The organism is Achromobacter sp. T5-5, assembly GCF_055397965.1.
In genome coordinates this window covers 914,878-940,410 of the sequence record NZ_AP027919.1, presented here as the reverse complement: position 1 = coordinate 940,410, position 25,533 = coordinate 914,878, and the positions used below count along the sequence as shown (strand labels likewise).

Sequence of the window (25,533 nt, the reverse complement as noted above, 5' to 3'; positions counted from 1 at the left end):
CATGCGGCGCCTCGCCAACATCTACCGCCTGGGAATCAAGGAGCTGTGGAGCCTGGCGCGCGACCCGATGATGCTGATCCTGATCGCCGTGTCGTTCACGCTGATGATCTATACCGCGGCCACGGCGGTCCCGGAAACGCTGCACAACGCGCCCATCGCGGTGGTGGACGAGGACCACTCGCCGCTGTCCGCCCGCATCGTCTCGGCCTTCTATCCGCCGCACTTCACGCCGCCGCAGCAGGTCACCCCGGCGCAGGCCGACGCGGGGATGGACGCGGGCCGCTACACGTTCTCGCTCGACATCCCGCCCAATTTCCAGCGCGACGTGCTGGCGGGCAGGCCGGCGCAGATCCAGCTCAACGTGGACGCGACCCGGATGAGCCAGGCCTTTACCGGCAGCAGCTACATCCAGCAGATCGTCACGGACGAGATCAACGAGTTCGCACGGCGCTATCGCGCGTCGTCGGCGCTGCCGGTAGAGCTGGCCGTGCGCATGCGGTTCAACCCGAACCTGACCCAATCCTGGTTTGGCGCGCTGATGGAGATCATCAACAACGTCACGATGCTGTCCATCATCCTGACCGGCGCGGCCCTGATCCGCGAGCGGGAGCACGGCACCATCGAGCACCTGCTGGTCATGCCGGTGACGCCCACCGAGATCATGGTCGCCAAGGTCTGGTCGATGGGGCTGGTCGTACTGGCCTGCGCTGGGCTATCGTTGACGTTCGTGGTGCGAGGCCTGCTGCACGTGCCCATCGAGGGTTCGGTGGCGCTGTTCTTGGCCGGCGTGGCGCTGCACCTGTTCGCCACGACCTCGATGGGCATTTTCATGGCCACGCTCGCACGCAGCATGCCGCAGTTCGGCATGTTGCTCGTACTGGTGCTGCTGCCCCTGCAGATGCTGTCCGGGGGCACCACGCCACGCGAGAGCATGCCCCAGTTCGTGCAGCACATCATGCTGGCCGCGCCGACGACGCACTTCGTCGAACTCGGCCAGGCCATTCTCTATCGCGGCGCGGGCATAAGCGTCGTATGGCAGCCCTTCCTGGCGCTGGCGCTGATCGGCACAGTCCTGTTTGCGTTATCCCTGGCGCGTTTTCGCAAGACCCTCAGCCAGATGGCATGAGGCCCGTGTGTATTCGTTTCCCCTTACCACGCTTATAAAAGGACGGATGATGAAGAAAACAACTGCCTCCCTGCCTCAAGGACTCGCCGGCGCCAATGTGGCCTACTGCCAGCGCCTGACCCAGCTTGCCCAGGACAGCCAGCAGCGCTGGCTCGAACTGGGCCAGCGGCTCGCGGGCGACGGCACCGGCCAGTACCTCGCCGCCTTCGCTCCGCTGACGCCCACCGACAACTGGCAGGACCTCGCCCCCGCGCTGGGCGAACTCACGCGCAAGCGCTGGCAGAGCCAGCTCGAAGCCAGCCAGGCCATCACTCACGTGATGCTGCAGGAACAGACCGCCCTGGCCGCGGGCCTGGGCGAGGCAATGCGCGAGTGGTTCAAGCATGCCAACAGCGCGGCCATCGACAAATCGCCGCTGACCCAGATGTGGTCGGTCATGTCCAACCAGATGGAGGCCGCCTGCGCCGCCATGCAGGACGCCAACCAGCCGGGGGCCCGCCATGACGGCTAAACGCACGGCCCTCATCACGGGCGGGGCCGGGTGCCTGGGCCGCGCCATCGCCGTGGCCCTGCACGATGCCGGCCATGACGTCATCGTCACCTACCATTCCAGCGAGAGCGCCACGCGCGAGTGGATCCAGGAGGAAGCCGCCCGCGGCCGCACTTTCGCCATGTACAAGGTCGACGTGGCGGACTTCGATTCCTGCCAGGCGCTGGCCCGCCGGCTCGAGGAAGACGGACGCCAGATCGACATCCTGGTGAACAACGCTGGCATCACGCGCGATGCCAGCCTGCGCAAGATGACCGCGCAGGACTGGGCCGAGGTCATGCACAGCAACCTGGACTCCATGTTCAACATGACGCAGCCGCTGTGCGGCCCCATGGCGGACCGGGGCTGGGGCCGCATCGTGAACATCTCGTCGGTCAACGGCAGCAAGGGCGCGTTCGGGCAGACCAATTACGCCGCGTCCAAGGCGGGCATCCACGGCTTCACCAAATCGCTGGCGCTGGAAGTGGCCAAAAAGGGCGTGACGGTGAACACGGTGTCACCGGGCTACCTGGCCACGCGCATGGTGCAGGCCGTGCCGGCGGAGGTCCTGGAGGAAAAGATCCTGCCGCAGATTCCGCTGGGACGGCTGGGCCAGCCCGAGGAGATCGGCGCGCTGGTGGCCTTCATCTGCAGCGACGTCGCGGGCTTCATGACGGGCAGCAACGTCGCCATGAACGGCGGGCAGCACATGTATTGACGGCGGCGGCCGCCACCTCGGGGCACGCAGGTTGCACCTTGCAGATGAAGGTGCAACCTGCCACTTAAAACACTGTTTGACACAACCGGTAACGGGTTAACCCCATATTGTTGCCGGGGCCTGGCGCTCGTATATTTGCATCCACTCGACCAGGATTGGATGCAATTTTGTATCTTGGTATCCATTCAGGGTCCCGATACGCGCCAGCGGCACCCCCGCTGGTTTTCAACGCATGCCGGCTCCATCTCGCGCAGACGCGACATCCGGCAGCCCTCCGAGGGGAAAAAACCATGCAAGTGAACGTACGTCCGCTAGTTGCCGCCGCCTGCCTCGCCCTGTCGTTCGCCGGGACCGGCGCGCAGGCCCAGGAAACCGTGAAGATGGGCGCCGTCCTGTCGCTGACCGGCGCCAACGCCACCGTGGGTGAAGACGTGCGCCGCGCCGTGGACCTGGCGGTCGAAAAGGTCAACGCCGACGGCGGCGTCATGGGCAAGAAGTTCGCCGTGGTGATCGAGGACTCGGGCGGCAACCCCACCACCGCGCTGAACGCGGCGCGCAAACTGGTCAGCGTGGACAAGGTGCCGGTCGTCATCGGCGAATACTCGTCCGGCATCTCCATTCCGCTGGGCCAGTACCTCGTCAAGGAAGGCGTCACCCACATCAACATCGCCAGCACCAGCGTGAAGATCCGCGATCTGGGCGCCACGTCCTTCAACCTGATCGGCCTGGAAGACAAGGGCAACAAATTCTCGGCCAAGGACACCTGGGACCAGGGCTACCGCAACGTCGCGATCATTGCGCCCAACAACGCCTACGGCCAAGGCGTGGCGCACGGCTACAAGGAAGAATTCGAAAAGCTGGGCGGCAAGATCGTGACCGAGGTCCTGTACACCGCGGGCCAGTCCACCTACCGCCGCGAACTGCAGCAGATGTCGCGCAGCAACCCCGACGCCTACATCTACACCGCCTACGGCCAGGAATCCGCCGTCATCAACCGCGAAGCCTTCGAACTGGGCCTGCGCAAGACGCCGTGGTACGGCATCCTCCTGAGCATGTGCCTGAGCGACACGCCCGCCAACATCGCGCAAGGCCAGATCGGCATGGAAGTCGGCTCGGTGCTCGGCCCCAAGGGCCGCGAGTACGCGGAGGCCTTCAAGGCCCGCTACAAGGAAGGCTTCAAGACGTCCTACACCGGCTACGCGTATGACGCCGTGCTGCTGACAGCCGCCGCGATGAACCAGGCCAAGTCCACCGCGCCCGCCGACATCCAGGCCGCGCTGACGCAACTGGGCCAGAAGGGCTACGAAGGCGTCACCGGCTTCATCAAGTTCGACGCCGACCGCCAGCGCATCGACCCGCCTTACGCCAAGCTCAAGTCCGACCAGGGCAAGATCGTGGTCCGCTGATAAGGCCTTGGCCGGACTCGCAGGGGTGCGGGTCCGGCTTTTTTTTCCGTGGACGGCGCCGCGCGCCGCCGCGGGGCTTCCGCTGTCTTACGAGCAAACAAGATGATCCAGATTCTGGTCGACACGCTGCTGCGCTGCTCGGACCTGGCGTTGATCGCGCTGGGCCTGAGCATGGTGTATGGGCTGGTCAAGTTTCCCAACATCGCCCACGTGCAATACGCCATGGTGGGCGCGTATCTCACTTATGCGCTGCACGCGCTGGGGCTGCCGCTGGCGCTGGCGCTCCTTGCCGCCTGCGCGCTCACCGGCGCCATGGCGCTGGCCTTCCATCTGCTGGTGTTCCGCCGCCTCCTGCGCGCCGGGCCGGCCATCACGATGATCGGCTCGCTGGCGCTGTCCATGCTGCTGATCGCGCTCTGCCAGGGCTTTGCGGGGTCCTTCCCGCGGATGTTCACCTTGCCGCTGGCCACGCCGATCCGCCTGGGCGACGCGAGCGTCACCCTGACGCAGATCGCGGCGGTATCCACCACCGCGCTGCTCCTGGCCGGCTTTGCGCTGCTGCTCTTTTGCACGCGCGCGGGCCGCGCGATGCGCGCCCTGGCCTGCAATCCCGCGCTGGCCGATGCCAGCGGCCTGAACGCCTCGCGCATCACCTGCCAGGTGGCCTTCTGCAGCGGTGCGCTGGCCGGGCTGGGCGGCGGCCTGCTCGCGCTGTCCACCGGCGCGCACATCAACCTGGGAACCGACCTGCTGCTGCCGGTGTTTGCCGCGGCGATCCTGGGCGGCCTGGGCAACCCGCTGGGCGCGGTGGCCGGCGCGTTCCTCATCGCGCTGACCGAAACCCTGGTGACCAACCTGAACTTCGGCTGGCTCTACGCCAAGCCGGTGGCCTTCCTGCCCGTGGCCTACATCAGCGCGGCCTCGTTCCTCATCCTGTTGCTGGCGCTGCTGTTCAAGCCCTACGGCCTGTTCGACCGGGAGGTCCGCCGTGTTTGATTTTCTGGTTTCCTCGCTGACCTTCGGCGCCATCTTCGCCCTGATGGCGCTGGGACTGAACCTGCAGGCCGGCCTGGCTGGCCTGCTGAACTTCGGCCACATCGCCTTCGCCGGCATCGGCGCCTACGGCACCGGCATCGCGGTGCAGGCGGGCTGGCATCCGGCGCTGGGCGCAGCCGCCGGCGTCGCCGTCGCCATGACGCTGGGCTGGTGCATCGCGCGCCTGGGCAGGCAGCTTGCCGCCGACTACTGGGGCATCGCCACGCTGGCCATCGCGGAAATCATCCGCACGGTCGCCACCAACGAGCTCTGGCTGACCAACGGGGCCCAGGGCATCAGCGGCATCCCCGCGCTGTTCGACGACCTGCCCGGCAAGAGCGGCGCGCTGGCCTTCCTGGCCCTGGTCGTGGCGCTGGCGGCCGCCGCCGCCGTGCTGTTGCGCCGCGTGGCGTATGGGCGCTTCGGCCGCGCGCTGCGCGTCATGCGCGAAGAGCCCAAGCTTGCCGCCTGCATGGGCTACGACCTGATGTCGCTGAAGTCGCGCGCCGTGATGGCGGGCGCCGGCGTGACGGCGGTCGCCGGGTCCCTGTACGCGCATTACATGAGTTTCGTCGGCCCCGACTACCTGCTGGCCTCCGAGACGTTCCTGCTCTGGACCATGCTGATGATCGGCGGCATCGGCAACTTCTCGGGCGTGGTGCTGGGGGTGGTGCTGGTGCAGACCGCCTACACGCTGGTGCCGTTCGCCAAGGACGCGTTCGGGTTCGGATCGGACATCGCGGGCGCGCTGCGCCTGGGACTGATCGGATGCATCCTGCTGGGATGCCTGTTGTGGCGCAGCGAAGGGCTGCTGCCTGAAAAGATGAGGAAGATGCCATGACGGCCCCCCATGCGTTGCAGGTCGATTCCGTGGCCAAGGCCTTTGGCGGCAATCGTGTCCTGGAGAAAGTCGGATTCAACGTCCGGCCCGGCGAGATCGTGGGCCTGCTCGGCCCCAACGGTTCCGGCAAGAGCACGCTGCTCAACACCATTACCGGCTTCGAGGCCATCGACGCCGGCAGCGTCACCTTCGAAGGCCGGCGCATCGACACGCTGAGCGCGCACCGCATCGTGCAGGCAGGCATCGCGCGCACCTTCCAGCTGCCGTCCATGCCGGCCAAGATGTCCGTGGCGGAAGTCGCGATGGCCGCGTCGGTCGCGCACCACGGCATCTGGGAGAACCTGTTTGGCCTGCGCGCCGCGCGCGAAGCCGAGGCCCGGGCGCGCGAACAGGCCAACGCCCTGCTGTACCAGCTGCTGCTGGCGCCGGTGCGCGACCAGCCCGCCGCGGCGATCTCGGGCGGCCAGAAAAAGCTGCTGGGCATCGTCTGCGCCCTGATGGCGCGTCCGCGCATGCTGATGCTGGACGAGCCCACCGCCGGCGTGCATCCCAACCTGCGCAGCGACATCGTGGGCGCGTTGCAGCGCCTGAACCAGGCGGGCATGACCATCGTGATCGTCGAGCACGACATGCACTTCATCCGCGAGGTCTGCCACCGCTGCATCGTGCTGGACCGCGGACACATCGTGGCCGATTGCCGGCCCGACGAACTGGCGTCCAACGAGCGCGTGCTGGAAGCCTATCTGGGCGGCGCGGCCCGCAAGCCTGCCGCCGGCGCCACCGCGGGCCCCGTGCTGCGCATGGGAGCCGCGTGATGAGGGAAAAGATGATCGAAGTGGAAAACGTGGTCGCGGGCTACACCCGCGACGTGGACATCCTGCGCGGCATTTCGCTGCACGCGGACAAGGCCGAGATCGTGACCCTGCTTGGGCCCAACGGCTGCGGCAAGTCGACCCTGCTCAAGACCATCGCCGGCTACCTCAAGCCGCGCGCGGGCCGCGTGATGCTGGGCGACAAGGACATTTCACGGTTTGCCGTGCACGAGAAGATCCTGCGCCACGGCCTGGGCTTCGTGCCGCAGACCGAGAACGTCTTTACCGCGCTGTCGGTCCGCGAGAACCTGCAGGTCGGCGGCAACGCGCTGGACAAGCCGGTCTGCGAAGACCGCATCCGCACCCTGTGCGAGCACTATCCGGTGCTGGGGCGCAAGCTGCAGGCCCCGGCCGCCTCGCTGTCCGGCGGCGAACGCCAGATCCTGGCGCTGGCGCGCGCGCTGATGCCGTCGCCGGGCCTGCTGCTGCTGGACGAGCCGTCCGCGGGCCTGTCGCCCAAGACGCTGGGCGAAGTGTTCGAAGCCATCCAGCGCATCCGCGAAAAGGAAGACGTGACCATCCTGATGGTGGAGCAGAACGCGATGGAGGCGCTGCGGATCTCGGATCGCGCGTATGTGCTGTCGATGGGAACGGTCGCCATCACGGGCGACGCGCAATCGCTGATGAACGACGAGCAGGTGCGCGAGCTGTACCTGGGCGGCCGGGCCGCCTAGCGCCGTCCCCGGCGCGTTGAAGGCCCGCCCCCGCGCGGGCCTTCAGCCATCCCGGCGCATGCGGTGCATGGCGACCAGGTTCTTCTTGGTCTCATTGATGTGCTCTTCCACCAGGCGGGCGGCCAGCGCGCCGTCCTGCTTCCTACAGGCCTCCAGGATGCGGTAGTGGTCCGACTGCGGACCGTCCTTGCCGGTCGCCATGGACATCATCTCGTGCGTGTAGCGGTCGGTGTTCAGGCCGTATTCCTCGATCAGCCTGCGCAGCCGCGTGTTGTTCGAGGGCGCGCACAGCGCCAGGTGGAAGCGGCGATTCAACTCGGCCCAGCGCGGCACCGAGTCCGCCTCGTCGTATTCCCGCAGGATGGCTTCCAGCGCGTCCAGGTCGGCTCGACCCATGTTGGGCACGGCCGCGCGCACCGCGTAGCCTTCCAGCGCGATGCGGATGTCCAGCAATTCGCAGATCTGGTCCACGTCCATGCGGATGACGACCGCGCCACGATTCAGGTGGTAGGCCACCAGGCCCTCGGTTTCGAGCTGGCGCAGCGCCTCGCGCACGGGAATGCGGCTGGCCTGGAAGCGCGTCGCCAGCGCGTCCTGCTTGAGCGGGGTGCCGGCCGGCAGGGCCCCGGTGAGGATTTCGTAGCGGAGCTGGTCGCGGATCCGGTGCGGCAGGGCCTGGGCTTTGCTGGACGGGGCCTTCGTTTTGGTAATGCTCATGACTATCGGTATCTCTGGGGGCGAAGGTCGGCGGCCTGCGGCAAATGTCGGGTCGGGCGGTTCCGGCGGGCCCCCATCGTAGCCGAATGGACACTTGCGGGGAACCGCGCCGGACGCGCGGCCGCCGTCTGCCGGCGCCCAGTGCGGCACCCCGTCCGCCGCCCGGGCCAGGCACGGAGAGGCCGCGGACTGTGCTGTCTTTTTTGTAACTTCGCGCGCCGCGAATGAATCGGAGCACAGCGCTTTTCCCTATGAAATGCGCTGTTCGCGCCCCGGCCCGCGCCAATCTGATCCGCTTTTTTCCGCTTTCTCTGAATCTGTACTGATAACCGGACTGGGCCTAACGTCTGGGTGCAGGTCAAACACCCGTCAGCGCCCCCCGCCTCGTGGCGATCCGTCCGCGCTGCCGATGAAAGCCAGGAATACCGCCATGGACAGCGACGCGCTACTGCTCGCCCGAATACAGTTCGGCTTCACCATCTCGTTTCACATCGTCTTTCCCGCCATCACCATCGGACTGGCCAGCTATCTGGCCGTGCTGGAGGGCTTTTGGCTGCGCACCGGCAAGACGGTCTACCGGGACCTCTATCACTTCTGGACCAAGATCTTCGCCGTGAATTTCGGCATGGGCGTCGTGTCGGGCCTGGTCATGGCCTATCAGTTCGGCACCAACTGGAGCTTCTTTTCCGATTTCGCGGGCAGCGTGACCGGGCCGTTGCTGGCCTACGAAGTGCTCACCGCCTTTTTCCTGGAGGCGGGCTTCCTGGGCGTGATGCTGTTCGGCTGGTCGCGCGTGGGGCCGGGGCTGCATTTCTTTTCGACCGTCATGGTGGCGCTGGGCACGCTGGTGTCCGCCACCTGGATCCTGGCGTCCAACAGCTGGATGCAGACCCCCGCGGGCTACGAGATCCTGGACGGACGCGTCGTGCCGACGGACTGGCTGGCCGTGATCTTCAACCCGTCCTTCCCCTATCGCCTGGCGCACATGGGCATTGCCGCGTTCCTGGCCACCGCGCTGATGGTGGGCGCGTCGGGCGCGTGGCACCTGCTGCGCGGGGACCGCAGCCCGGCCGTCAGGAAGATGTTCGCGATGGCGATGGGCATGCTGCTGCTCGTGGCGCCGCTGCAGGCGGTGGTGGGCGATTTCCATGGCCTGAACACACTTGAGCATCAGCCTGCCAAGATCGCGGCCATGGAAGGGCATTGGGACAACGAGCCGGGCGCGGGCGTGCCGCTGACGCTGTTCGGCATTCCGGACATGGAACGCGAGGAAACGCGCTACGCGGTCAACATCCCGCGCCTGGGCAGCCTGATCCTCACGCATAGCTGGGACGGCCAGTTTCCCGGCCTGAAGGCCTATCCGCCCGAAGACCGCCCGAACGCCACGGTGGTGTTCTGGTCTTTCCGCATCATGGTGGGACTGGGGCTGCTGATGATCGCGCTGGCGATCTGGGCGCAGTGGTCGCGCTGGCGCGGCCGTCTGTACGCGTCGCGCTGGCTGCACCGCTGCGCGCTGTGGATGGGACCCTCCGGCCTCATCGCCATGCTGGCGGGCTGGTACGTGACCGAGATCGGGCGCCAGCCCTGGATCGTGTACGGCGTCATGCGCACCGCCGACGCCGCCACGCTGCATGGCCTGGGCGAGCTGACGCTGACGCTGGCGCTTTTCGTGGCCGTCTATCTGCTGGTGTTCGGCGCGGGCATCTCGTACATGCTGCGCCTCATCCGCATGGGCCCCAGCCCCGCGCCCGGCCATGCGCCGCTGTCCGGCGGCCCGGGCGAGCCGCGCCAACCCTCGCGGCCGCTCTCCGCCGCGTCCACCCAAGCGGTCGAGGCGACCGCGCATCCCCAACATTCCGGAGCCTGAAGCCATGGGCGTGGATCTTGCATTGATATGGGCCGTCGTCATCCTGTTCGGCGTGATGATGTATGTCGTGATGGACGGCTTCGACCTGGGCATCGGCATTCTCTTTCCGCTGGTGACCGACCCCCAGGAGCGCGACGTCATGGTCAATACCGTGGCGCCCGTCTGGGACGGCAATGAGACCTGGCTGGTGCTGGGCGGCGCGGGATTGCTGGCGGCGTTTCCGCTGGCTTATTCGGTGATCCTGAGCGCGCTGCACCTGCCGCTGGTGTTCATGCTGCTGGGCCTGATCTTTCGCGGCGTGGCGTTCGAGTTCCGCTTCAAGGCCGACGCGCATCACCGCCCGCTGTGGGACCGGGCGTTCGTCTTCGGATCGGTGATCGCCACGTTCTTCCAGGGCGTCACGCTGGGCGCCTACATCGAGGGCATCCCGGTGGTGGACCGCGCCTACCACGGCGGACCGTGGGACTGGATCAGCCCCTTTTCGATGTTCACGGGAATCGGCCTGGTGGCCGCGTACGCGCTGCTGGGCTGCGCCTGGCTCATCATGAAGACCGAAGGCCGGCTGCACCGCCATATGTGCCGCCTGGCGCGGCCGCTGACGCTGGCGCTGCTGGCCGTCATCGCCATCCTGAGCGCCTGGACGCCGCTGGCCCAGCCCATCATCGCGCAGCGCTGGTTCAGCCTGCCCAACATGTTCTGGTTCTTCCCGGTGCCGGTGCTGGTAGCCGCCGCGGGCTTCGAACTGATCCGCCGCGTGCGGGGCCAGCCGGCGGCCGGGCCCTTCGTGCTGTCGCTGGCGCTGATCTTCCTGGGATACAGCGGGCTGGGCATCAGCATCTGGCCCGCGATCATCCCGCCGGGCGTGTCGATCTGGGCGGCCGCCGCGCCGCCGCAGAGCCAGGGTTTCGCGCTGGTGGGCGCCCTGGCGATCATTCCGATTATCCTCATGTACACCGCGTGGTCGTACTACGTGTTTCGCGGCAAGGTGCGCACCGGCGAGGCATTCCACTGATGAACCCGATCCCCTCCTCCTCGTGGCGCAGCCGCCTGCTCTGGCTGGCGGCGATCTGGGCCTGCAGCGTGGGCGCGCTGGGCGCGGCGGCCGGCCTGCTGCGCCTGGTCATGCGGTCCATCGGCATGTCGGCCTGACGCCCGCTTTGCGTACAGGGAGTTCCCATGAAGCGCTATGAACGCCTGACCGAAGACATCACCGCCTCGATCCTGTCCGGCCTGTTGCAGGTGGGAGACCGCCTGCCCTCGGTGCGGCAGACCAGCGCCAGCCGCGGCGTCAGCCCGTCGACCGTGTTCAAGGCCTATTACCTGCTGGAGGCGCGCGGCCTGATCCGCGCGCGCGACCGGTCCGGCTACTACGTGCAGCGCGCCCCGCGCGCCGCGCTGCCGGAGCTGGACGGGATGTCCAGCGCCAGCGCGGGACGCCATCCGGTGGACGTCAGCGACAACGTGCTGCGCGTGCTCAACGCCACGCTGCGCCGCGACATGCTGCCCTTCGGCTCGGCGTTTCCCAGCCCGTCCCTGCTGCCGTATGGCCGCCTGGCCCGGTTCATGGCGTCGACGGTGCAGAAGCTGGACCCGTGGGGTTCCATCGACGACCTGAGCCCCGGAGATGCGGCCCTGCGCCGCGCCATCGCGCTGCGCTACCTGGCTGACGGCCTGACCGTGCCGGTCGACGACATCGTCATCACCAACGGCGCGCTGGACGCGCTGAACCTCAGCCTGGCCGCGGTCACCCAGCCGGGCGACGCGGTGATCGTCGAATCCCCCACCTTCTACGCCGCGCTGCAGTCGCTCGAACGCAATGGCCTGCACGCCATCGAGGTGGCGACGCATCCGCGCGTGGGCATCGATCTGGACGCGCTGGAAGCGGCCATCCTGCGGCACCGTCCGCGCGCGTGCTGGCTGATGACGACGTTCCAGAACCCGCTTGGCAGCCTGATGCCCGACGAGAAAAAGGAGGCGCTGGTCAAGCTGCTGACGCGCCACGAGGTGGCCTTGATCGAGGACGACGTGTACGGCGAACTCTATTTCGGCGAAACCCGGCCGCGGCCCGCCAAGGCGTTCGATACCGAGGGCATCGTGATGCACTGCTCGTCGTTTTCCAAGACGCTTGCGCCGGGTTACCGCGTGGGCTGGGTGGCCGGCGGGCGCCACACGCGGCGCATCATGCGCAACAAGCTGACCACCAGCCTCGCCACGCCCGCCCCCACCCAGGCCGCCATCGCGGCCTACCTGGAAAAAGGCGGCTTCGACCGCCACCTGCGGCAATTCCGGCAGGCGCTGGCGCTGCAGCAGGGCGAAATGCTGCAGGCCATCGCGCGCTACTTTCCGAAGGGCACGCGCGCCACGCGCCCGGCCGGCGGGTACTTCGTCTGGGTCGAGCTGCCGGCGCACATCGACACCATGAAGGTGCACCGCGCCGCGCTGGACCACGGCATCAGCATCGCGCCGGGACCGCTGTTCTCGGCGTCAGGCGCGTTCGGCAATTTCCTGCGCCTGAACCACGGCCATCCGTGGCATGACGGCATGGAGCAAGGGATGGCGACGTTGGGCAAGCTGCTGGCGGGCAGATGACGCGCGATTGCCGCGTCAGTTCGCGGTGGCGCCGGAGTCCTTGACCGCTTTCGCCCACGCGGTGATCTCCGTCTGGATGAACTTGCCGTAGGCGGCGGTGTTCACCCCGGACGCGCGCGCGCCCTCTTCCAGCAGGCGCTGCTTGACTTCGGGCGCGGCCAGCGCGCTGCTCAGCGCCTGGTTGAGCTGGGCCACCACGGCATCCGGCGTGCCGGCGGGCGCGACGATGCCGTGCCACGACACCGCCTGGAACCCCGGCAGGCCCGATTCGGCCATGGTCGGCACGTCGGGCATGGCCGACGAGCGTTCGGGCGAGGTGACGGCCAGCGCGCGCAGCGTGCCCGCCTTCACGTGCGGCAGCACGCCCGGAATGGTGGTGAACATGAAGTCGATCTGCCCGCCGATCAGGTCCGTGATCGCGGGGCTGCCGCCCTTGTAGGGCACGTGCGTGAATTCCAGCTTGGCCTCGCTCTTGAACATCTCGCCGGCCAGGTGCCCCGGCGTGCCGGCGCCGGCCGAGCCCATGTTGGTCTTGTCGCCCTGCGAACGGATGTAGGCGATCAGCTCCTGGACGTTGCCGGCCTTGACGTTGGGGCCTACGACCAGCACGTTGGGCACGGTGGCCAGCAGCGTGACCGGCGTGAAGTCCTTCACGGCGTCGTACGAAATGCGCGAGTACAGCGACGGGTTGATGCCGTGCGTGCTGGCGGTCGCCAGCAGCAGCGTGTAGCCGTCCGGCGCGCTCGAAGCCACCTGCTTGGCGGCGATGGTGCCGTTGGCGCCGCCCTTGTTGTCGATGACGATGGTCTGGCCGAGCGTCTTGGCGGCTTCCGCAGCCACCGTGCGCGCGAGGATGTCGGACGTGCCGCCAGCCGAGTGGGGAACGACCAGCGTGATGGGCTTGGCGGGGAAGGATTGCGCATGCGCCGCCGGCAGCGCCGGCGTCATACAGGCGGCCAGCGCAACGCGCGCCAGCAGTCGTGAGCGGAACATTGAAGTCTCCTCGGTTGTTATCGATTGCGGCGCCTTCCTGGGGCGCCGTCATATCGGCGATAAAGCCGGTCCGGTCAGTCCGAACCGAGCTGCAGCTTGTTGGGTTGACGCTTTTCGATGGACCACTTCAAGAGCGCGGCCGACCGGTAGATGCCATGCGCGAACTTGCCGTAGGGCAAGGTCAGGAACAGCGCCATCACCACGCCCAGGTGGATCGCCAGCAGCAGCGCCATCGCGCCGCCGTCGCGGCCGGCCAGGAGCGCCAGGCCGGTCGCGCTGGTCAGGAACAGCAGGACGATGAAGCCCCGGTCCATCGGCTTTTGCGCGGCGTCGCCCTGCAGCGGATGGCGCTTGAGGTTCAGCCACAGCAATCCGGCCGGACCGATCAAGAGGCCGATGCCGCCCGCGGTGCCCAGCAGCACCGGCGCGCTCAGGATCGGGTATGGGGCCTGCAGGTCCAGCAGATAGTGGTACAGCGTCGCGACGCAGGTGGCCGCGAAGCACAGCATGAAGCCGTAGAACGTGAAGTGGTGAAAGCGCCTGCGCCACAGCGTGAACGCGTCGTCGGCGTTGTTGCAGCCCTTGCCGTGGCCGCCGTCCAGGTAGCGCAGGCGCAGCGCATCGTGCGCGGCCTCGGCCACCGCCGCGCCCGAGGCCGCCCCCGGGCTGACGTTGCGCCAGAAGCGCGTCACGCCCACCGCCAGCGCCAGCATCGAAAAGCCGAACACCACGCCGAACATCAGCGCCAGCGTGTTGTGCGGGAATACGGCGTAGAAATTGCCGGCCATCGGCTCGTGGAACAGGCCGCCGGCCATCACCACCGCCAGGACCAGGAACAGCGCCAGGCCCGCGGCCGTGGCGAGCGACAGCGCGAGGCCGTTGCGCTTGTACAGCGTGCCCAGCGCGGCCGGCCAGGCGTAGTCGGTATAGGTCTGCATGCGCACCTTGGCCATGGCCTGCGGCACATTGACGGCGAACTCATGCGGCGGTGCGTACTGGCACGCGTGCAGACAGGCGCCGCAGTTGTGGCACAGGTTGGCCAGGTAGTTCAGGTCGGCCTTGCCGAATTCCAGGCGGCGCGTCATGGCGGGAAACACCGCGCAGAACCCTTCGCAATAGCGGCAGGCGTTGCAGATCTGCATGACGCGCGCCACTTCGGTTTCATCGTCGGTCAGCGTTTCCGTCAGCGGCTTGGCGCCGCGGGTGTGGAAATGCACCGGCTGCTCGGCCATCGCCGGCGCCGGGCCGGACTGGCTGCTGGAAAAGGACTGCGCCTCGCGGGCCAGGGCTTCAAGCTGCTTCACGTTGTGCTCCCGCAGGTTTCTGGCTGCGCGCCGCCGCGGCGGCGCGGGTGCCGGCAATGCGGCCGAAGGCCGTGCCGATGGACATGCCCACGCCCGCCGTATAGCCCTTGCCCAGCACGTTGCCGGCCATCATTTCGCCCGCGACGAAGAGGTTGTCGCTGGGCGTGTCGTTGAAACGGACCGCGGCGGTGTCGTCCACCTTCAGGCCCAGGTAGGTAAAGGTGATGCCGGGCCGCAGGGCGTAGCCGTAGAACGGCGCGGTATCGATGGGACGGGCCCAGTGCGTCTTGGCGGGCGTCAGGCCTTCGGTGTGGCAGTCGTCCAGCGCGGTGTGGTCGAACTTGCCCACGCGGCAAGCCGCGTTGTAGTCGCCGATCGTCTTCTCGAAGGTGGCCGGGTCCAGGCCCAGCTTGACGGCCAGTTCGGCCAGGGTGTCGGCCTTCACGCCCGGAAACACGGGCGGCATGAAGCGGCCGACGGCCTTGGCGTCGATGATGGAATAGGCGATCTGGCCCGGCTGCATGGCCGTCAGGCGGCCCCAGATGGCGTAGCGCTTGGGCCAGAAGTCCTCGCCCTCGTCGTAGAAGCGCTCGGCATCGCGATTGACCACCACGCCCAGCGATACGCAGTCGATGCGGGTGCAGATGCCGCCGTCGTAAAGCGGCGCGCGGGCGTCGATGGCCACGCAATGCGATTGGGACGGGTCGCCGATGCCGTCGGCGCCGGCATCCAGCATGAATTTGAGCAGCACGCCCATGTTGAAGCGCGTGCCGCGGATCAGGAAGTTGTCGGCCGGCCATTCGCCGCGCTCGTTCTGGCCCCAGGCTTCGCGCAGCCATTCGCGGTTGGACTCGAAGCCGCCCGCGGCCAGCACACAGGCGCGGGCCTCGATGCGTTCGGCGCCAATGCGCGCGGCCACGAAGCGGCCCTTGTCCAGTTCCAGCGCATCGACCGGCGCGTTGTAGCGGATCTGCACGCCCAGGGCCTCGGCGCTGCGGTAATAGGCATTGACCAGCGCCTTGCCGCCGCCCATGAAGAAGGCATTGGTGCGCGCCACGTGCAGCGCGCCCGACAGCGGCGGCTGGAAGTTCACGCCGTGGCGGCGCATCCAGTCGCGACAGGTGGACGATTCGCGGATGACCAGCCGCGCCAGGTGTTCATTGGTCAGCCCGCCCGTCACCTTGAGCAGGTCCTGCCAGTATTCTTCTTCGGGATACGCGTCGACCAGCACATCCTGCGGCGCATCGTGCATGCAGCGCAGATTGCGCGTGTGCTGCGAATTGCCGCCCCGCCATTCCTTCGGCGCCGCTTCCAGCAGCAGGACGCTGGCGCCGGCTTCCCGCGCCATCAGGGCCGCGCACAGCGCCGCGTTGCCCCCTCCAATCACCAAGACGTCAACCATGCCATCTTCCCCAGTTCAAGGGGCAGACTGTACGCAGCGGAGCGCCGCCGCGATATCAGGCAGGCGTCAACGGGTGTTCACGATTCGTGAAGAGTCACCACGGCCCATTTGCCCTCGCGGGCCAGGGTGCGGGACACGTCGGCCATGACCAGCCGGGCGGCCAGCGCCGCGGGGGACAGTTCCTCGTCCGACAGGCTGGCCAGCAGGTTGGAGCGGAACAGATGGGCATCGTCGATGCGCGCCATCTGCAACTGGCCGGGCGCGATGCGCGCGGTCGCGGAACTGGGCTGGATGGTGGCGGCGGCGCCCTGCTGCACCACGTCCATCAGCAGCGACAGGCCATCGACCTCGGCCACCACACGCGGCGTGCGCCCCAATTGCAGGAAGGCGTTGTTCACCAGGGCGCGCAGCCCATGGCGGCCGCTGGGCAGCACCAGCGGCAGGTCGGCGATGGCTTCCAGCCGCGTCGTACCGCCGGCCGGCATGGCGGGCACGCCCGGCATGTCCGGCCGGGCGAACAGGAACAGCGGCTCGTCCAGCAGCGGCATCACGCTCCAGCGGCGCGCGGACTCGGCGTGGAACACGATGGCCAGGTCCAGCAGGCGGCCGTTGAGCATGTCCGTCAGGTGCCCCGACAGCGCCTCGACCAGATGCAGCCGGATGTCGGGATAGCGCTCGTTCATGGCCTTCAGGAAGGGCGCCCCCAGCACCGCCGCCGTCGTGGACGGCAGGCCGACGCTGACGTGGCCGGCCAGCCGCGCCTGCTGCGCGGCCTGCACCGCGTCGTCGGCGTGGCGCAGGGCAAGCTGCGCCTGCCGGAAGAAGGCCAGCCCCGCGTCCGTGGGCACCACGCCGCTGGCGCTGCGCTGCAAGAGGCGGGTGGACAGTTCGCCTTCGAGGCGGCTGATCTGCTGGCTGAGCGCCGAGGTGACCATACCGATCGACATGGCCGCCCGGCCGATGCTGCCCGCCTCGACCACGCGCACGAAGTAACGGAGCTGGCGCAGTTCCATGGGTCAGCCCGGGATGGTCAGTCCCTTGGCGACCGCCGGGCGCGCGACAAACGCCTCCAGCACGCGCGCGACGTTCTTGAACTGCGGAAAGCCGACCAGTTCGCCGGCCTCGTAGAAGCCCACCAGGTTGCGCACCCACGGGAAAATCGCGATGTCGGCGATGGTGTACTGGTCGCCCATCACCCAGTCGCGCCCTTGCAGGCGCTGGTCCAGCACCGCCAACAGGCGCTTGGACTCTTCCACGTAGCGATCGCGCGGGCGCTTGTCCTCGTACTCCTTGCCCGCGAAGCGGTGAAAGAATCCCAATTGGCCGAACATCGGACCGATGCCGCCCATCTGGAACATCACCCATTGCAGCGTCTCGAATCGCCCCGCCGTGTCGGCCGGGATGAACTGGCCGGCCTTGCTGGCCAGATACACCAGAATCGCGCCGGACTCGAACAGGCCCAGCGGCTTGCCGTCCGGCCCGTTCGGGTCGAGGATGGCCGGGATCTTGTTGTTCGGGCTGAGCGACAGGAATTCCGGCGAGAACTGATCCCTGGATTCAAAGCCGACCCGGTGCGGCTCATAGGGCAGCCCCGTTTCTTCCAGCATGATCGACGCCTTCACTCCGTTGGGCGTGGGCAGCGAATAAAGCTGGATGCGGTCGGGATGCCGGGCAGGCCACTTCTTGGTGATGGCGAAGGCGTCTAGGGAGGACATGCGGGGATTCTCCAAGGCAGGCGGGGTTGGGTGACGACAATCCTAGCGCAAAACCCGCTGCAACCCCCACCGCAGCGCGGTGACAGCCAGCGCGATGGGCAGCACCATGTGCAGTTGCGCGAGGAACAGCTCGCGCGTCGCCTCGCCGGGCGCCCAGGTGTTGCCGAAGAGCTGCGGCGACGGCGGCGCCAGGTACAGGGCGAGGAGCGCGGCGGCAAAGGTCGCCACGGCGCGCCCAGGCGGCGATTGCCGCAGCCTGGCCGAACGCTCGGCCAGCGTCAGCGCCATCATGCCTGCCAGGCCCGCCAGGATGGCCTGTGCATAGAAGTCGCGGGGTTCGTACACGTAGGGCGCATCGGGGACCATCCAGCCGTAGGCGCCGGTGGACACCAGGGAGGTCAGGCAGGCGCCGAAAAGCGCGGCGGCGAAGGACAGCAGGACAAGGTCCAGGACACGCGAGAGGAGCTTGGGCATGCGGGATTTGGGCGAAGGCCACCGGGAGGGAAGTGGCGGGAGCATGCCACAGCTTGGACGCGGCGGGGCCGGGCCTTCAGCCCCGCACCGGGCGCGGCGCGGCGCGGCCCGCGCGGATTCGCCCGGATCCCATGGCTGATGCGACAATCCGCGTCGCACTGGCGCGCGGGGCCTGATACCTGCGCGTCCCCAACCACCCCGCCCGTCGCGGCACTGTGCAGCGGCCCGGCATCATCGGCAGTTCCATGAAGCATCCGCAGCATCGCCCCGGACCGGTTCCCGCACGACACGCCGCGCAAGCCGCGCCGACGCGCCCCCGAGGGCCCCGCACCCTGCCCGCGCTTTGGCTGGCCGTCGCGCTGGCGGGATTCGTGCCCGCCACGCAGGCCGCGCCCATCGCCGCCTCGGCCGATCCGCACACGCCGGACGCGGCCGAGCAGGCCCCGTCCACCGAGCACGTCCTGACGCTGATGCTGCCGACCCGCGATGGCGTAACCCCGGCGCCCGACACGCCCTACCGCGTCTTCCTCACGGGCAAGGACGACGCCATCCTCGACACGCCTCGCACCGATGGCATCCTGCACGGCGTGACCGACGCCCAGGGCCGCACGGCGCGCATCCGCACCGCGTTGCCCCATCGCGCCGACGACTTCACTCTGCTGCGCCGCATCGGCGACGGGCCGTGGGGCCATTTCTTCCAGCTGCTGCGCAGCGGCGACGACGAGCCGCTGCCCGGCTGGCCCTACATCATGACCATGCACCTGCGCTGGGGCGAACAGTGGGTGGACCTGGGCTACACCACCCGTCAGGGCGCCACGGCGTACTTCAGCCATGACGTGCCGGCCGGATCGATCTCGCTGTCCATCGAAGGACGGGTCACCGCCGACGGGTCGTGCTTTAACGAGCTCGACGCCATCAACCGCAAGTTTGCGCAAAACGACGCTGACGGCGCACGCGAACGGATCGCCGCGATGCGTTGTGCAAAGACCCCGACGCAGCAGCTGGACCTGGCCCGCCTGCTGCTGTTGGCCGGCCAGCCCGACCTGGCCCGCCACTGGCTGATGCAGGCGCGGCAACGGCCGTTTCCCCAATGGCTCAAGCCCGTCAAGACGGATCTCCTGCGCGAACGCCTGGCCGTGCAACAGCTGCTGGGCATGCCGGAACTGGTCCTGGCCGATTCGAACGCATTGCAGGCCCGGCAATCCCGCCGCGACGGCGCGCGCGCGCCGACGGGCGACGACCTGGCCAACAACACGGCCTATTACCTGGCGGACTTCCCGGACTACCTGGCGCAAGCCGAGGAACAGGCCCGCCGCTCGCTGGACCGCTACGGCCCGCGTCCTTACAACCAGGGCACGCTGGGCTGGATCCTGGCACTGCGCGGCCAGACCGAAGAAGGGCTGCGCCTGATGCGCGACGCCTATCGCGATCTGCCACGAGACGAGGAAATGGTGGCCGACTACGGACTGGCGCTGTGGCGCAGCGGCCAGCGCGAGCAAGCCACGCGGCTGTGGGACGAGGCGCAGCGGCAGTGCGTCTGGGGCCTGCGCCTGCACAGCGCGTTGCGGGAAGCCGCCTATCCGCATCCGTATTTTCAGCCGTCGGGTTCTAGCGCGGTGCAGGCATACCGGGACCGCTGCGACGGGCCGCGGATCAAGGCCAAGACCCGGTCAAGCGAACAGACTTGAAAAATGTCCGCTATCGGAACCAGGACATATCAAGGTCGTGATGCGCGCCGCTTGTTCCTGTCTTGCGCAATGCGCGCCTGACGGCACTGCGCTGCGCATGCGGCCAAGCCACGGCGGGCGGTGCCATTCCCGTACGAGCGTAATGCCGCGCCGCCGGCCGTAAACCATGCCGTCCAAGGTAGGTTCATGGCGGCAGAATCAGGAAGCGTAGTTGCGATTCCGGATGTAGCCGGGCGGTCAAAACGCTGTTCTCCTGCGTGTATCGCGTCACCAATTCGGCCAGCACGTCCAGCGAGCCGATCTGATGCACTTGTGCCAGATGCTGAAAGCGCCGAATCTCGGCCGACGTGCAGGCCCGGTGCGCGTTCCGCAACAGCCCATTGGCCTGCAAGAGCCGCAGGCTTTCCGGATGTATCAGTGCCAGCAGGTTTTCGACCTTGGCGATCTTCTCTTGCAAGTGCTGCAAGGCGTCCGCCTCGGTCAAGACGCCATATCGTTTCCATGCTGGTTCATGGTGAAACAGCCGGTTGCGGAAGTCGCGCGACGTGGCAACCAGATCATTCACATGGGCCAACATCGCACCAGCCTGACGCACCGGCCACGACCCGCGAAACACGCCGGACAGGTGCTTGGGCCAGATCAGCCCGCGTCCCATGAACTCGGCATCCAGCACGAACTCCCACGTAGAAAATTCCGTCTTGGCAATCACGCCGTGATGGTGCGGTGTGAGCTTGCCGCGCACCGCATGGCGGCGGCGCTGCTCGGCGGTATGGTTTCGGGTCGCCTTGGCGAAGTTGTCACGCACGGCCTGCACCGGATGCGGCGCATCCACGCCGGGCGCGAAGGAACGATAGTGCAGCTTGCCGCCCGCCCACCAGAAGCGCCCCAAATCGGCGACAAGCGCCTGGTCGATGGCGTTGCGCAACGTGATTTCCACCGCGCCAATCAGAGGGAACAGAGCGCCGCAGACGTGCGCGTTCCAGAGGTACACGCCCATCAGTTCCACGTCGTTGGCCGGGTGGAATACGCTCTGGTAGCTGTTGATACGCTCGTTGCTGATGAGCGAGTCGATCAGCACGGGCCGATATTGCAAAGTCTGGGGCATACGGTCGAGGAACCTCCAGTGTGGCGGCCCGCCAGCGGTCGGGGTTGACGCTGGCGGGCGCAAGTGCGGTACCATAGCGACAAGGTTGGTGATGGCTTCCAATGGGCGCAAGCCTACGACCCATCATGTAAGACCTGATACCCACCCCGGCCTAGAGCCGGGGCTTTTGTTTTCAAGGCCCGAATAAGCTCACGCCAAGCCCGTTCCTCTCGGGCCTGCTGGCCGGGCTGTCTGCCCGCCACGGTTCTCCACCATGTCCGCCGACTTGCGTGCCTGGCCATACTCGGCAGCCTTCCTGCCTTAGTCCCGCGAAATGCTGCACTGGATTCATCGGGCAATGAAAAAGCCGGCTGCTCGCGCAGCCGGCCTGGAAAGTGCGGGCGGCCTTTGCCGCCGGCGAACTTACTTCTCGTCCTTCATCTTCACGTCGCTGGACGTGTCGGCCTTCAAGCCGCTGGTGTTGATCTTGCCGGGCGGCGGCGCATCGATCTCATCCAGGTTGGCCGCAGCGGCCGGCGCCGCCACGTCGTCCAGGTTCACGGCATCGGCCACGGGGGGCTTGGGCGGCGCGGCCTTCGGCGCCGCTTTCGGGCGCGGCCTGGCCGGCACGCGGGGCTTGGCGGCTTCAAGCGGACGGGTGTAGAGATTGCCGTCCTGGTAGACCAGCATGTAGGGTTTGCCGACGGCGGGCTTTACGGTCTGGCGGGCGGTCCATTGGCCGTTGGCCACCTTGAAGGACAGCGGACCTTCGCAACTGCGATATCCGGTCCCCCACTTCGAGGACTGCGTGCCCGACACCCGGTACACGTGATAGACGTGGCTGCAACCGGGTTGCGGCACGTCCAGGGTGATCAGCGTGGCGCCCGGCACCTCGGCGACGTTGGCCACCAGCATCGTGTTGCCGGTGACGTCGAGTTCCATGACTTTCTTCTGACCATAGAGCTTGATGTCGTAGGAGTCGTTGTAGTAGCGGCGCAGCGCGGCGCGCTCGCCGTTGACCATGAACACCTGCTGTTCCTGGGCCAGGACTTCGCCGAAATCCAGCCCCATCTTGCCGGAGCCGGTGCTGACGCAGCCCGACAGCGCCGCCACGCCGGAAATCAGGACTATTGCACCGACCGAACGGCTAGTGCCGGGCTTGCTTGCCATCTTTGCCAAAACGTCACCAACGCTCGCCGCCATCATTCAATAACCTCTTGATTAAAAATAAGAATTTACTTGTAACCGGTGACTCTTACAGTCGTATCATTTATGACGAAATGATACGCAATGTTATACTGTAAACCAAAGCGTACAGGGCGAGGCTTAAAGGATGAAGAAGGTTTGCGTGGCTGCGGCAATTGCCGCCAGCGTCGGCAGTGCGCCGGCGCACGCCGAGGCGTATCGCCTGGCATATTCCAAGGCGGAAAACATCGAGATTTTCATTGACCACGCCAATGGCGCGGCCTGGTGCGGTCCGCAACTGAACCTGCGCGCCGTCTACGGCGGCACGCCCGACGCGGCAGCGCTGGGTCGGCTGCTGCCCAAGATCGGGGTGCTGCTCAACAAGCAATGCCCGCAGGCGTCCGACCTGCGCTGGACCAGCGTCAACAGTGCCGGCGCCCGCGTCGCCGAAGGCACCAGCGCCAAGGCCTCCGGCTGGACGATGCAGATGGCCGCAGCGCCGGCTGCGGTGGCACCGGCTGCGGTGGCACCGGCTGCGGTGGCAACGGCTGCGACTGCCCCGGCTGCTGCTGCCCCGGCTGCTGCTGCCCCGGCTCCGGCTGCCCCGGCTGTCGCAGCACCGGCTGTCGCTTCACCGGCTGCCGCGGTAACTGCCGCCGCATCGCCAACTGCCGCCGCACCAACTGCCGCAGCGCCGGCTGTTCCCACGCCTGCCGTGGTCGCGACAGCCGCCACGCCTGCCGCCGAGCAAGCTGCGCCGCAAGCACCCATCCCGCCGGCCCCGGCCGCCCCTGCAACGCCACCGGCTGCCGCAACGGCGCCGGCCCCGATCTTCGCCACGCCGGCCGCAGCGGCCGCGCCCGCAGCACCGGCGCCCGCGATTGCCGCTCCAGCCGCTTCCGCGATGACTGCGGTCCCAGCCGCGCCGGCGCCTGCACCCGAGCCGGCGCCTGCCCCCGTGCCGGCCGCAGCGGTCGCCGACGCCCAGCCTGCGGCGCCCGCTGCCGTTCCCCCGGCCCCGGCCCCGGCTCCAGCCCCTGCTTCGGCTCCAGCCCCTGCTCCGCAGCAAGCCGCGTTCGCGGTCAACGGTTGGGCGCCCCCGCAGGCGGCCGCCGCGATGGCCGGAACCAAGCAACTCAAGGTCATGCAGGACCAGAACGGCTGCAAGGTGATCTCGACCTTCCAACTGGGCGACGGCGCGCAGTACATCACGCTGAAGTCAGACGGCCTGGCTTGCGGCCCCGACGGCTACGCGACGGGCAAGGGCCGCTTGCGGCTGGAACGCTCGGACGGCGCCCGCATCGCGCATACGGATGACGTCTGGCTGGTGTCGGGCATTCCCTTTGCGGCGCCCGTAAACGCGGCGCGCCTGGCCCACGTCGGCGAAAACGGCACGCTGTGGTTCCACATGGACAGCGACCCGGTAAGCCGCTCGCACTATCTGCTGCGCGCTGAACACGCGTCGTACAACGACGCGCTGCAGTCCTGGCGCTACAACCGGATCGATGTGGTCACGGAAAGCGCGGACGCGTTCCGCAACGCCGCCGACATCCGAGTGGCTGTGGACGCCGCCTTGCGCGTGCTGGAGCGCACGTCGGTCCCCGACGCCGCCAACGCGCAAATCGTGTTCTCGGACAGCTTCGAGGAAGGGGCCATCGGCGGGCAGACCGAGCATCTGCTCTACGCCATCAACGCCAACCGCGCCACCGACTGGCGCACCGGCAAGCCCAAGAGCGAATGGCGCTACAACCTGCAGTATGCGCAGAACTACCTGTTCAAGCGCGACGAGATCCTGGCCCGCAAAAAGCGCGAAGCCCAGATGCGCCTGGCCAACAAGGAACGCGACAACCTGCGCCAGTACCAGAACCTGGTCGAGCAGGCCAAGAACGATCCCCAGGGCATCCTGGGCCGCATGGTGCGCGACGTGCGCTACCAGCCGCTGACCGGCGGCAGCTACGGCGGCCTGATGGCCGGCCGCAAGGCCACGGTAAGCATGGTGGTCCACGTGGACGACCACGAAGACAACGACGCCGTCGCCGACTGGCCTTACGAAATGCGCCTGCCCGGCCAGAAGTCGCTGAAGGAAGGCTGGTACCTGGTCCCCGGAGACATCACGCTGGACCCGAAGCGCGTCGATGGCCGCGGCCTGCCCCTGACCCTGCTGACGCTGGGCCAGGGCGCGCCCCACGCGTGCAAGAAAGAAGGCTGCGCCGACCTGAACGATCCGCTGGTGGGCGCGCGCATGATGCTCGGCCTACCCGACTGGACGCCAGAACAGGCCCAGGCCGTGATCGACCAAGCCACCCAACCCTGATAGCCGGACGAGCAACGCAATGATCAAACAAAAGAAATCCCTGATCGCGGGCGGCGTCGTGGCGGCGCTCGCCTGCGCCTGGTGGGGGCTGGGCGTCTATGCGTCCGGCAAGGCCGAAGATGAACTGCTGGCGCTGCTGGACAAGACCGGCCAGCGCGACATGGTGCATTGGAAGAGCATTTCGGCGTCGCCGTTCGGCTCCGCCAAGTTGAAGGAAGTCACGATCGGCTCGGCGGCGTCGCCCATCGCCCGCATCGAGACCGTCAAGGTCAGCGGCCTGCGCAACTCGTACGACCGCCAGAGCGGCGACGTGACGATCGAAGGCGCCGCGCTGCCCAACGGCAACAGCGTGCTCAGCCAGACGGACCTTATCCGCCAGGCGGGCAAATCCGACCTGCCCCCCGCCAACCTGCGCGTGCGCTGGGACTACCAGCGGGACGACGACAACGCGTCGATCCACCTCAACCTCGAGCAACCCGACGCGCTGGACGCCGAGCTGATGCTGGGCCTGGAGCGCGTCAACGGTGCCGCCGCCCTGGCCGAGGACGGCGCGGCGCTTGGCGCGCTGGGCATGATGGGCATCATGGGCCTGGGCCGGATCGACCGCGCTTTGGCGCCCCTGGCGCAAGTCCGCATCACGGAGGGCAGCCTGTCGCTCAAGGACGACGGCTACGTCAAGCGCAGCATCGAACTCTACAAGCGGTACAACATCGCCGCCGTCCCGGGCGAAGGCAACCCGGACAAGCAGCGCGCCAAGCTGTTCGACAAGTTCATCGACGACGCCCGCAAGCAGTGCATCCAGCGCCAGGCGATGGCGGGCTTCGAGGACAACGACGACGCCTGCTCGGCGGCGGCCAATTTCGCCAGCGGCGAAGACCGCGAGATCCATCTGACCTTGAATCCGCGCAACGGCGTGTCCGTGGCTGAAATGCTGTCGGGCGGCGGCCGGGACTACAGCAAGGTCCTGGCGCTGTTCTCGCCCACGCTGAAGAACTGAGCG

24 protein-coding genes are annotated in these 25,533 nt (G+C 67.7%); 15 read left to right on the top strand and 9 right to left on the bottom strand.

The genetic code is table 11. The features are described 5' to 3' along the window. Position 1 precedes the first annotated feature (1 nt). The 8 genes from ACZ50Q_RS04275 (at position 2) to ACZ50Q_RS04240 (ending at position 7,201) form a co-directional block, all read left to right on the top strand. A complete protein-coding gene (locus ACZ50Q_RS04275) occupies positions 2-1,126 on the top strand; it encodes an ABC transporter permease (protein ID WP_092581010.1) in 1,125 nt (374 codons plus the stop codon). Positions 1,127-1,175: 49 nt separating this feature from the next. Continuing rightward, a complete protein-coding gene (locus ACZ50Q_RS04270) occupies positions 1,176-1,637 on the top strand; it encodes a hypothetical protein (RefSeq protein ID WP_464080681.1) in 462 nt (153 codons plus the stop codon). Continuing rightward, entirely contained in the window at positions 1,627-2,373 is a 747-nt protein-coding gene (phbB, locus tag ACZ50Q_RS04265; protein ID WP_464080680.1) for an acetoacetyl-CoA reductase, read from the top strand. Before ACZ50Q_RS04270 ends, phbB begins: the two co-directional genes overlap by 11 nt. 290 nt (positions 2,374-2,663) lie before the next feature. After that, positions 2,664-3,779 (top strand): ABC transporter substrate-binding protein, encoded by a 1,116-nt coding sequence (locus ACZ50Q_RS04260; protein WP_092581004.1) that lies wholly within the window; start codon positions 2,664-2,666, stop codon positions 3,777-3,779. A gap of 102 nt (positions 3,780-3,881) precedes the next feature. Continuing rightward, on the top strand, positions 3,882-4,775 hold the full coding sequence (locus ACZ50Q_RS04255; RefSeq protein WP_464080679.1) for a branched-chain amino acid ABC transporter permease: 894 nt from the start codon (positions 3,882-3,884) through the stop codon (positions 4,773-4,775). Then, complete coding sequence (locus tag ACZ50Q_RS04250; protein WP_464080678.1) at positions 4,768-5,655, top strand: branched-chain amino acid ABC transporter permease; 888 nt, start codon at positions 4,768-4,770, stop codon at positions 5,653-5,655. Before ACZ50Q_RS04255 ends, ACZ50Q_RS04250 begins: the two co-directional genes overlap by 8 nt. Further along, on the top strand, positions 5,652-6,470 hold the full coding sequence (locus tag ACZ50Q_RS04245) for an ABC transporter ATP-binding protein (RefSeq protein ID WP_464080677.1): 819 nt from the start codon (positions 5,652-5,654) through the stop codon (positions 6,468-6,470). Before ACZ50Q_RS04250 ends, ACZ50Q_RS04245 begins: the two co-directional genes overlap by 4 nt. A gap of 11 nt (positions 6,471-6,481) precedes the next feature. Further along, on the top strand, positions 6,482-7,201 hold the full coding sequence (locus tag ACZ50Q_RS04240; RefSeq protein WP_464080676.1) for an ABC transporter ATP-binding protein: 720 nt from the start codon (positions 6,482-6,484) through the stop codon (positions 7,199-7,201). A gap of 42 nt (positions 7,202-7,243) precedes the next feature. Here ACZ50Q_RS04240 and ACZ50Q_RS04235 read toward each other — a convergent pair whose 3' ends face one another. Further along, positions 7,244-7,918 (bottom strand): GntR family transcriptional regulator, encoded by a 675-nt coding sequence (locus tag ACZ50Q_RS04235; protein WP_092580996.1) that lies wholly within the window; start codon positions 7,916-7,918, stop codon positions 7,244-7,246. Between the two features lie 430 nt (positions 7,919-8,348). On the opposite strand from ACZ50Q_RS04235, the gene ACZ50Q_RS04230 reads away from it, so the two are divergent. From ACZ50Q_RS04230 to ACZ50Q_RS04215, 4 genes are read left to right on the top strand one after another with little or no spacing between them, the layout of a single operon-like run. Next, complete coding sequence (locus tag ACZ50Q_RS04230) at positions 8,349-9,785, top strand: cytochrome ubiquinol oxidase subunit I (RefSeq protein WP_464080675.1); 1,437 nt, start codon at positions 8,349-8,351, stop codon at positions 9,783-9,785. Positions 9,786-9,789: 4 nt separating this feature from the next. Next, positions 9,790-10,797, top strand: coding sequence for a cytochrome d ubiquinol oxidase subunit II (gene cydB, locus ACZ50Q_RS04225; protein ID WP_464080674.1), 1,008 nt, complete (start codon positions 9,790-9,792; stop codon positions 10,795-10,797). After that, on the top strand, positions 10,797-10,934 hold the full coding sequence (locus tag ACZ50Q_RS04220) for a DUF2474 family protein (protein ID WP_092580990.1): 138 nt from the start codon (positions 10,797-10,799) through the stop codon (positions 10,932-10,934). Before cydB ends, ACZ50Q_RS04220 begins: the two co-directional genes overlap by 1 nt. A 27-nt stretch (positions 10,935-10,961) precedes the next feature. Next, positions 10,962-12,374: an aminotransferase-like domain-containing protein gene (locus tag ACZ50Q_RS04215; protein ID WP_092580988.1), complete on the top strand. Its 1,413-nt coding sequence runs from the start codon at positions 10,962-10,964 to the stop codon at positions 12,372-12,374. A 15-nt stretch (positions 12,375-12,389) separates the two neighbouring features. Here ACZ50Q_RS04215 and ACZ50Q_RS04210 read toward each other — a convergent pair whose 3' ends face one another. The 6 genes from ACZ50Q_RS04210 to ACZ50Q_RS04185 all read right to left on the bottom strand — a co-directional run bounded on the left by ACZ50Q_RS04210 (position 12,390) and on the right by ACZ50Q_RS04185 (position 18,262). Continuing rightward, a complete protein-coding gene (locus ACZ50Q_RS04210; RefSeq protein ID WP_464080673.1) occupies positions 12,390-13,367 on the bottom strand; it encodes a Bug family tripartite tricarboxylate transporter substrate binding protein in 978 nt (325 codons plus the stop codon). Between the two features lie 74 nt (positions 13,368-13,441). Next, entirely contained in the window at positions 13,442-14,671 is a 1,230-nt protein-coding gene (gene tcuB / locus ACZ50Q_RS04205; protein ID WP_464080672.1) for a tricarballylate utilization 4Fe-4S protein TcuB, read from the bottom strand. Beyond that, entirely contained in the window at positions 14,658-16,073 is a 1,416-nt protein-coding gene (gene tcuA / locus ACZ50Q_RS04200) for an FAD-dependent tricarballylate dehydrogenase TcuA (RefSeq protein ID WP_464080671.1), read from the bottom strand. The genes tcuB and tcuA overlap by 14 nt, the downstream gene beginning before the upstream one ends. A 77-nt stretch (positions 16,074-16,150) precedes the next feature. Beyond that, the gene (locus ACZ50Q_RS04195; RefSeq protein ID WP_076516883.1) at positions 16,151-17,086 is read right to left on the bottom strand and encodes a LysR family transcriptional regulator; all 936 of its coding nucleotides are present in this window, start codon (positions 17,084-17,086) and stop codon (positions 16,151-16,153) included. A gap of 3 nt (positions 17,087-17,089) precedes the next feature. Then, positions 17,090-17,788, bottom strand: coding sequence for a glutathione binding-like protein (locus ACZ50Q_RS04190; protein ID WP_092580981.1), 699 nt, complete (start codon positions 17,786-17,788; stop codon positions 17,090-17,092). A gap of 42 nt (positions 17,789-17,830) precedes the next feature. Next, positions 17,831-18,262 (bottom strand): hypothetical protein, encoded by a 432-nt coding sequence (locus ACZ50Q_RS04185; RefSeq protein ID WP_464080670.1) that lies wholly within the window; start codon positions 18,260-18,262, stop codon positions 17,831-17,833. 245 nt (positions 18,263-18,507) lie between these two features. Between ACZ50Q_RS04185 and ACZ50Q_RS04180 the strand changes: the two genes are divergently transcribed. Then, positions 18,508-19,950 (top strand): tetratricopeptide repeat protein, encoded by a 1,443-nt coding sequence (locus ACZ50Q_RS04180; RefSeq protein ID WP_464080669.1) that lies wholly within the window; start codon positions 18,508-18,510, stop codon positions 19,948-19,950. Between the two features lie 184 nt (positions 19,951-20,134). Here ACZ50Q_RS04180 and ACZ50Q_RS04175 read toward each other — a convergent pair whose 3' ends face one another. Together ACZ50Q_RS04175 and ACZ50Q_RS04170 are read right to left on the bottom strand one after the other, a co-directional pair. After that, the gene (locus tag ACZ50Q_RS04175) at positions 20,135-21,055 is read right to left on the bottom strand and encodes a CAAX protease (protein ID WP_464080668.1); all 921 of its coding nucleotides are present in this window, start codon (positions 21,053-21,055) and stop codon (positions 20,135-20,137) included. A 402-nt stretch (positions 21,056-21,457) separates the two neighbouring features. Then, positions 21,458-22,204, bottom strand: a complete 747-nt coding sequence (locus ACZ50Q_RS04170) for a hypothetical protein (protein ID WP_464080667.1) — start codon at positions 22,202-22,204, stop codon at positions 21,458-21,460. A 1,132-nt stretch (positions 22,205-23,336) separates the two neighbouring features. Here ACZ50Q_RS04170 and ACZ50Q_RS04165 point away from each other — a divergent pair. Beyond that, positions 23,337-24,533 (top strand): hypothetical protein, encoded by a 1,197-nt coding sequence (locus ACZ50Q_RS04165; RefSeq protein WP_464080666.1) that lies wholly within the window; start codon positions 23,337-23,339, stop codon positions 24,531-24,533. A 19-nt stretch (positions 24,534-24,552) separates the two neighbouring features. Then, a complete protein-coding gene (locus tag ACZ50Q_RS04160; protein WP_464080665.1) occupies positions 24,553-25,530 on the top strand; it encodes a hypothetical protein in 978 nt (325 codons plus the stop codon). Positions 25,531-25,533 lie beyond the last annotated feature (3 nt).

Coding starts and splice junctions, on each gene's coding strand:
- ACZ50Q_RS04275 (WP_092581010.1), top strand. CDS start 2: ATGCGGCGCCTCGCCAACATCTACCGCCTGGGAATCAAGGAGCTGTGG.
- ACZ50Q_RS04270 (WP_464080681.1), top strand. CDS start 1,176: ATGAAGAAAACAACTGCCTCCCTGCCTCAAGGACTCGCCGGCGCCAAT.
- phbB (WP_464080680.1), top strand. CDS start 1,627: ATGACGGCTAAACGCACGGCCCTCATCACGGGCGGGGCCGGGTGCCTG.
- ACZ50Q_RS04260 (WP_092581004.1), top strand. CDS start 2,664: ATGCAAGTGAACGTACGTCCGCTAGTTGCCGCCGCCTGCCTCGCCCTG.
- ACZ50Q_RS04255 (WP_464080679.1), top strand. CDS start 3,882: ATGATCCAGATTCTGGTCGACACGCTGCTGCGCTGCTCGGACCTGGCG.
- ACZ50Q_RS04245 (WP_464080677.1), top strand. CDS start 5,652: ATGACGGCCCCCCATGCGTTGCAGGTCGATTCCGTGGCCAAGGCCTTT.
- ACZ50Q_RS04240 (WP_464080676.1), top strand. CDS start 6,482: ATGATCGAAGTGGAAAACGTGGTCGCGGGCTACACCCGCGACGTGGAC.
- ACZ50Q_RS04235 (WP_092580996.1), bottom strand. CDS start 7,918: ATGAGCATTACCAAAACGAAGGCCCCGTCCAGCAAAGCCCAGGCCCTG.
- ACZ50Q_RS04230 (WP_464080675.1), top strand. CDS start 8,349: ATGGACAGCGACGCGCTACTGCTCGCCCGAATACAGTTCGGCTTCACC.
- cydB (WP_464080674.1), top strand. CDS start 9,790: ATGGGCGTGGATCTTGCATTGATATGGGCCGTCGTCATCCTGTTCGGC.
- ACZ50Q_RS04220 (WP_092580990.1), top strand. CDS start 10,797: ATGAACCCGATCCCCTCCTCCTCGTGGCGCAGCCGCCTGCTCTGGCTG.
- ACZ50Q_RS04215 (WP_092580988.1), top strand. CDS start 10,962: ATGAAGCGCTATGAACGCCTGACCGAAGACATCACCGCCTCGATCCTG.
- ACZ50Q_RS04210 (WP_464080673.1), bottom strand. CDS start 13,367: ATGTTCCGCTCACGACTGCTGGCGCGCGTTGCGCTGGCCGCCTGTATG.
- tcuA (WP_464080671.1), bottom strand. CDS start 16,073: ATGGTTGACGTCTTGGTGATTGGAGGGGGCAACGCGGCGCTGTGCGCG.
- ACZ50Q_RS04195 (WP_076516883.1), bottom strand. CDS start 17,086: ATGGAACTGCGCCAGCTCCGTTACTTCGTGCGCGTGGTCGAGGCGGGC.
- ACZ50Q_RS04190 (WP_092580981.1), bottom strand. CDS start 17,788: ATGTCCTCCCTAGACGCCTTCGCCATCACCAAGAAGTGGCCTGCCCGG.
- ACZ50Q_RS04185 (WP_464080670.1), bottom strand. CDS start 18,262: ATGCCCAAGCTCCTCTCGCGTGTCCTGGACCTTGTCCTGCTGTCCTTC.
- ACZ50Q_RS04180 (WP_464080669.1), top strand. CDS start 18,508: ATGAAGCATCCGCAGCATCGCCCCGGACCGGTTCCCGCACGACACGCC.
- ACZ50Q_RS04175 (WP_464080668.1), bottom strand. CDS start 21,055: ATGCCCCAGACTTTGCAATATCGGCCCGTGCTGATCGACTCGCTCATC.
- ACZ50Q_RS04170 (WP_464080667.1), bottom strand. CDS start 22,204: ATGGCAAGCAAGCCCGGCACTAGCCGTTCGGTCGGTGCAATAGTCCTG.
- ACZ50Q_RS04165 (WP_464080666.1), top strand. CDS start 23,337: ATGGCCGGAACCAAGCAACTCAAGGTCATGCAGGACCAGAACGGCTGC.
- ACZ50Q_RS04160 (WP_464080665.1), top strand. CDS start 24,553: ATGATCAAACAAAAGAAATCCCTGATCGCGGGCGGCGTCGTGGCGGCG.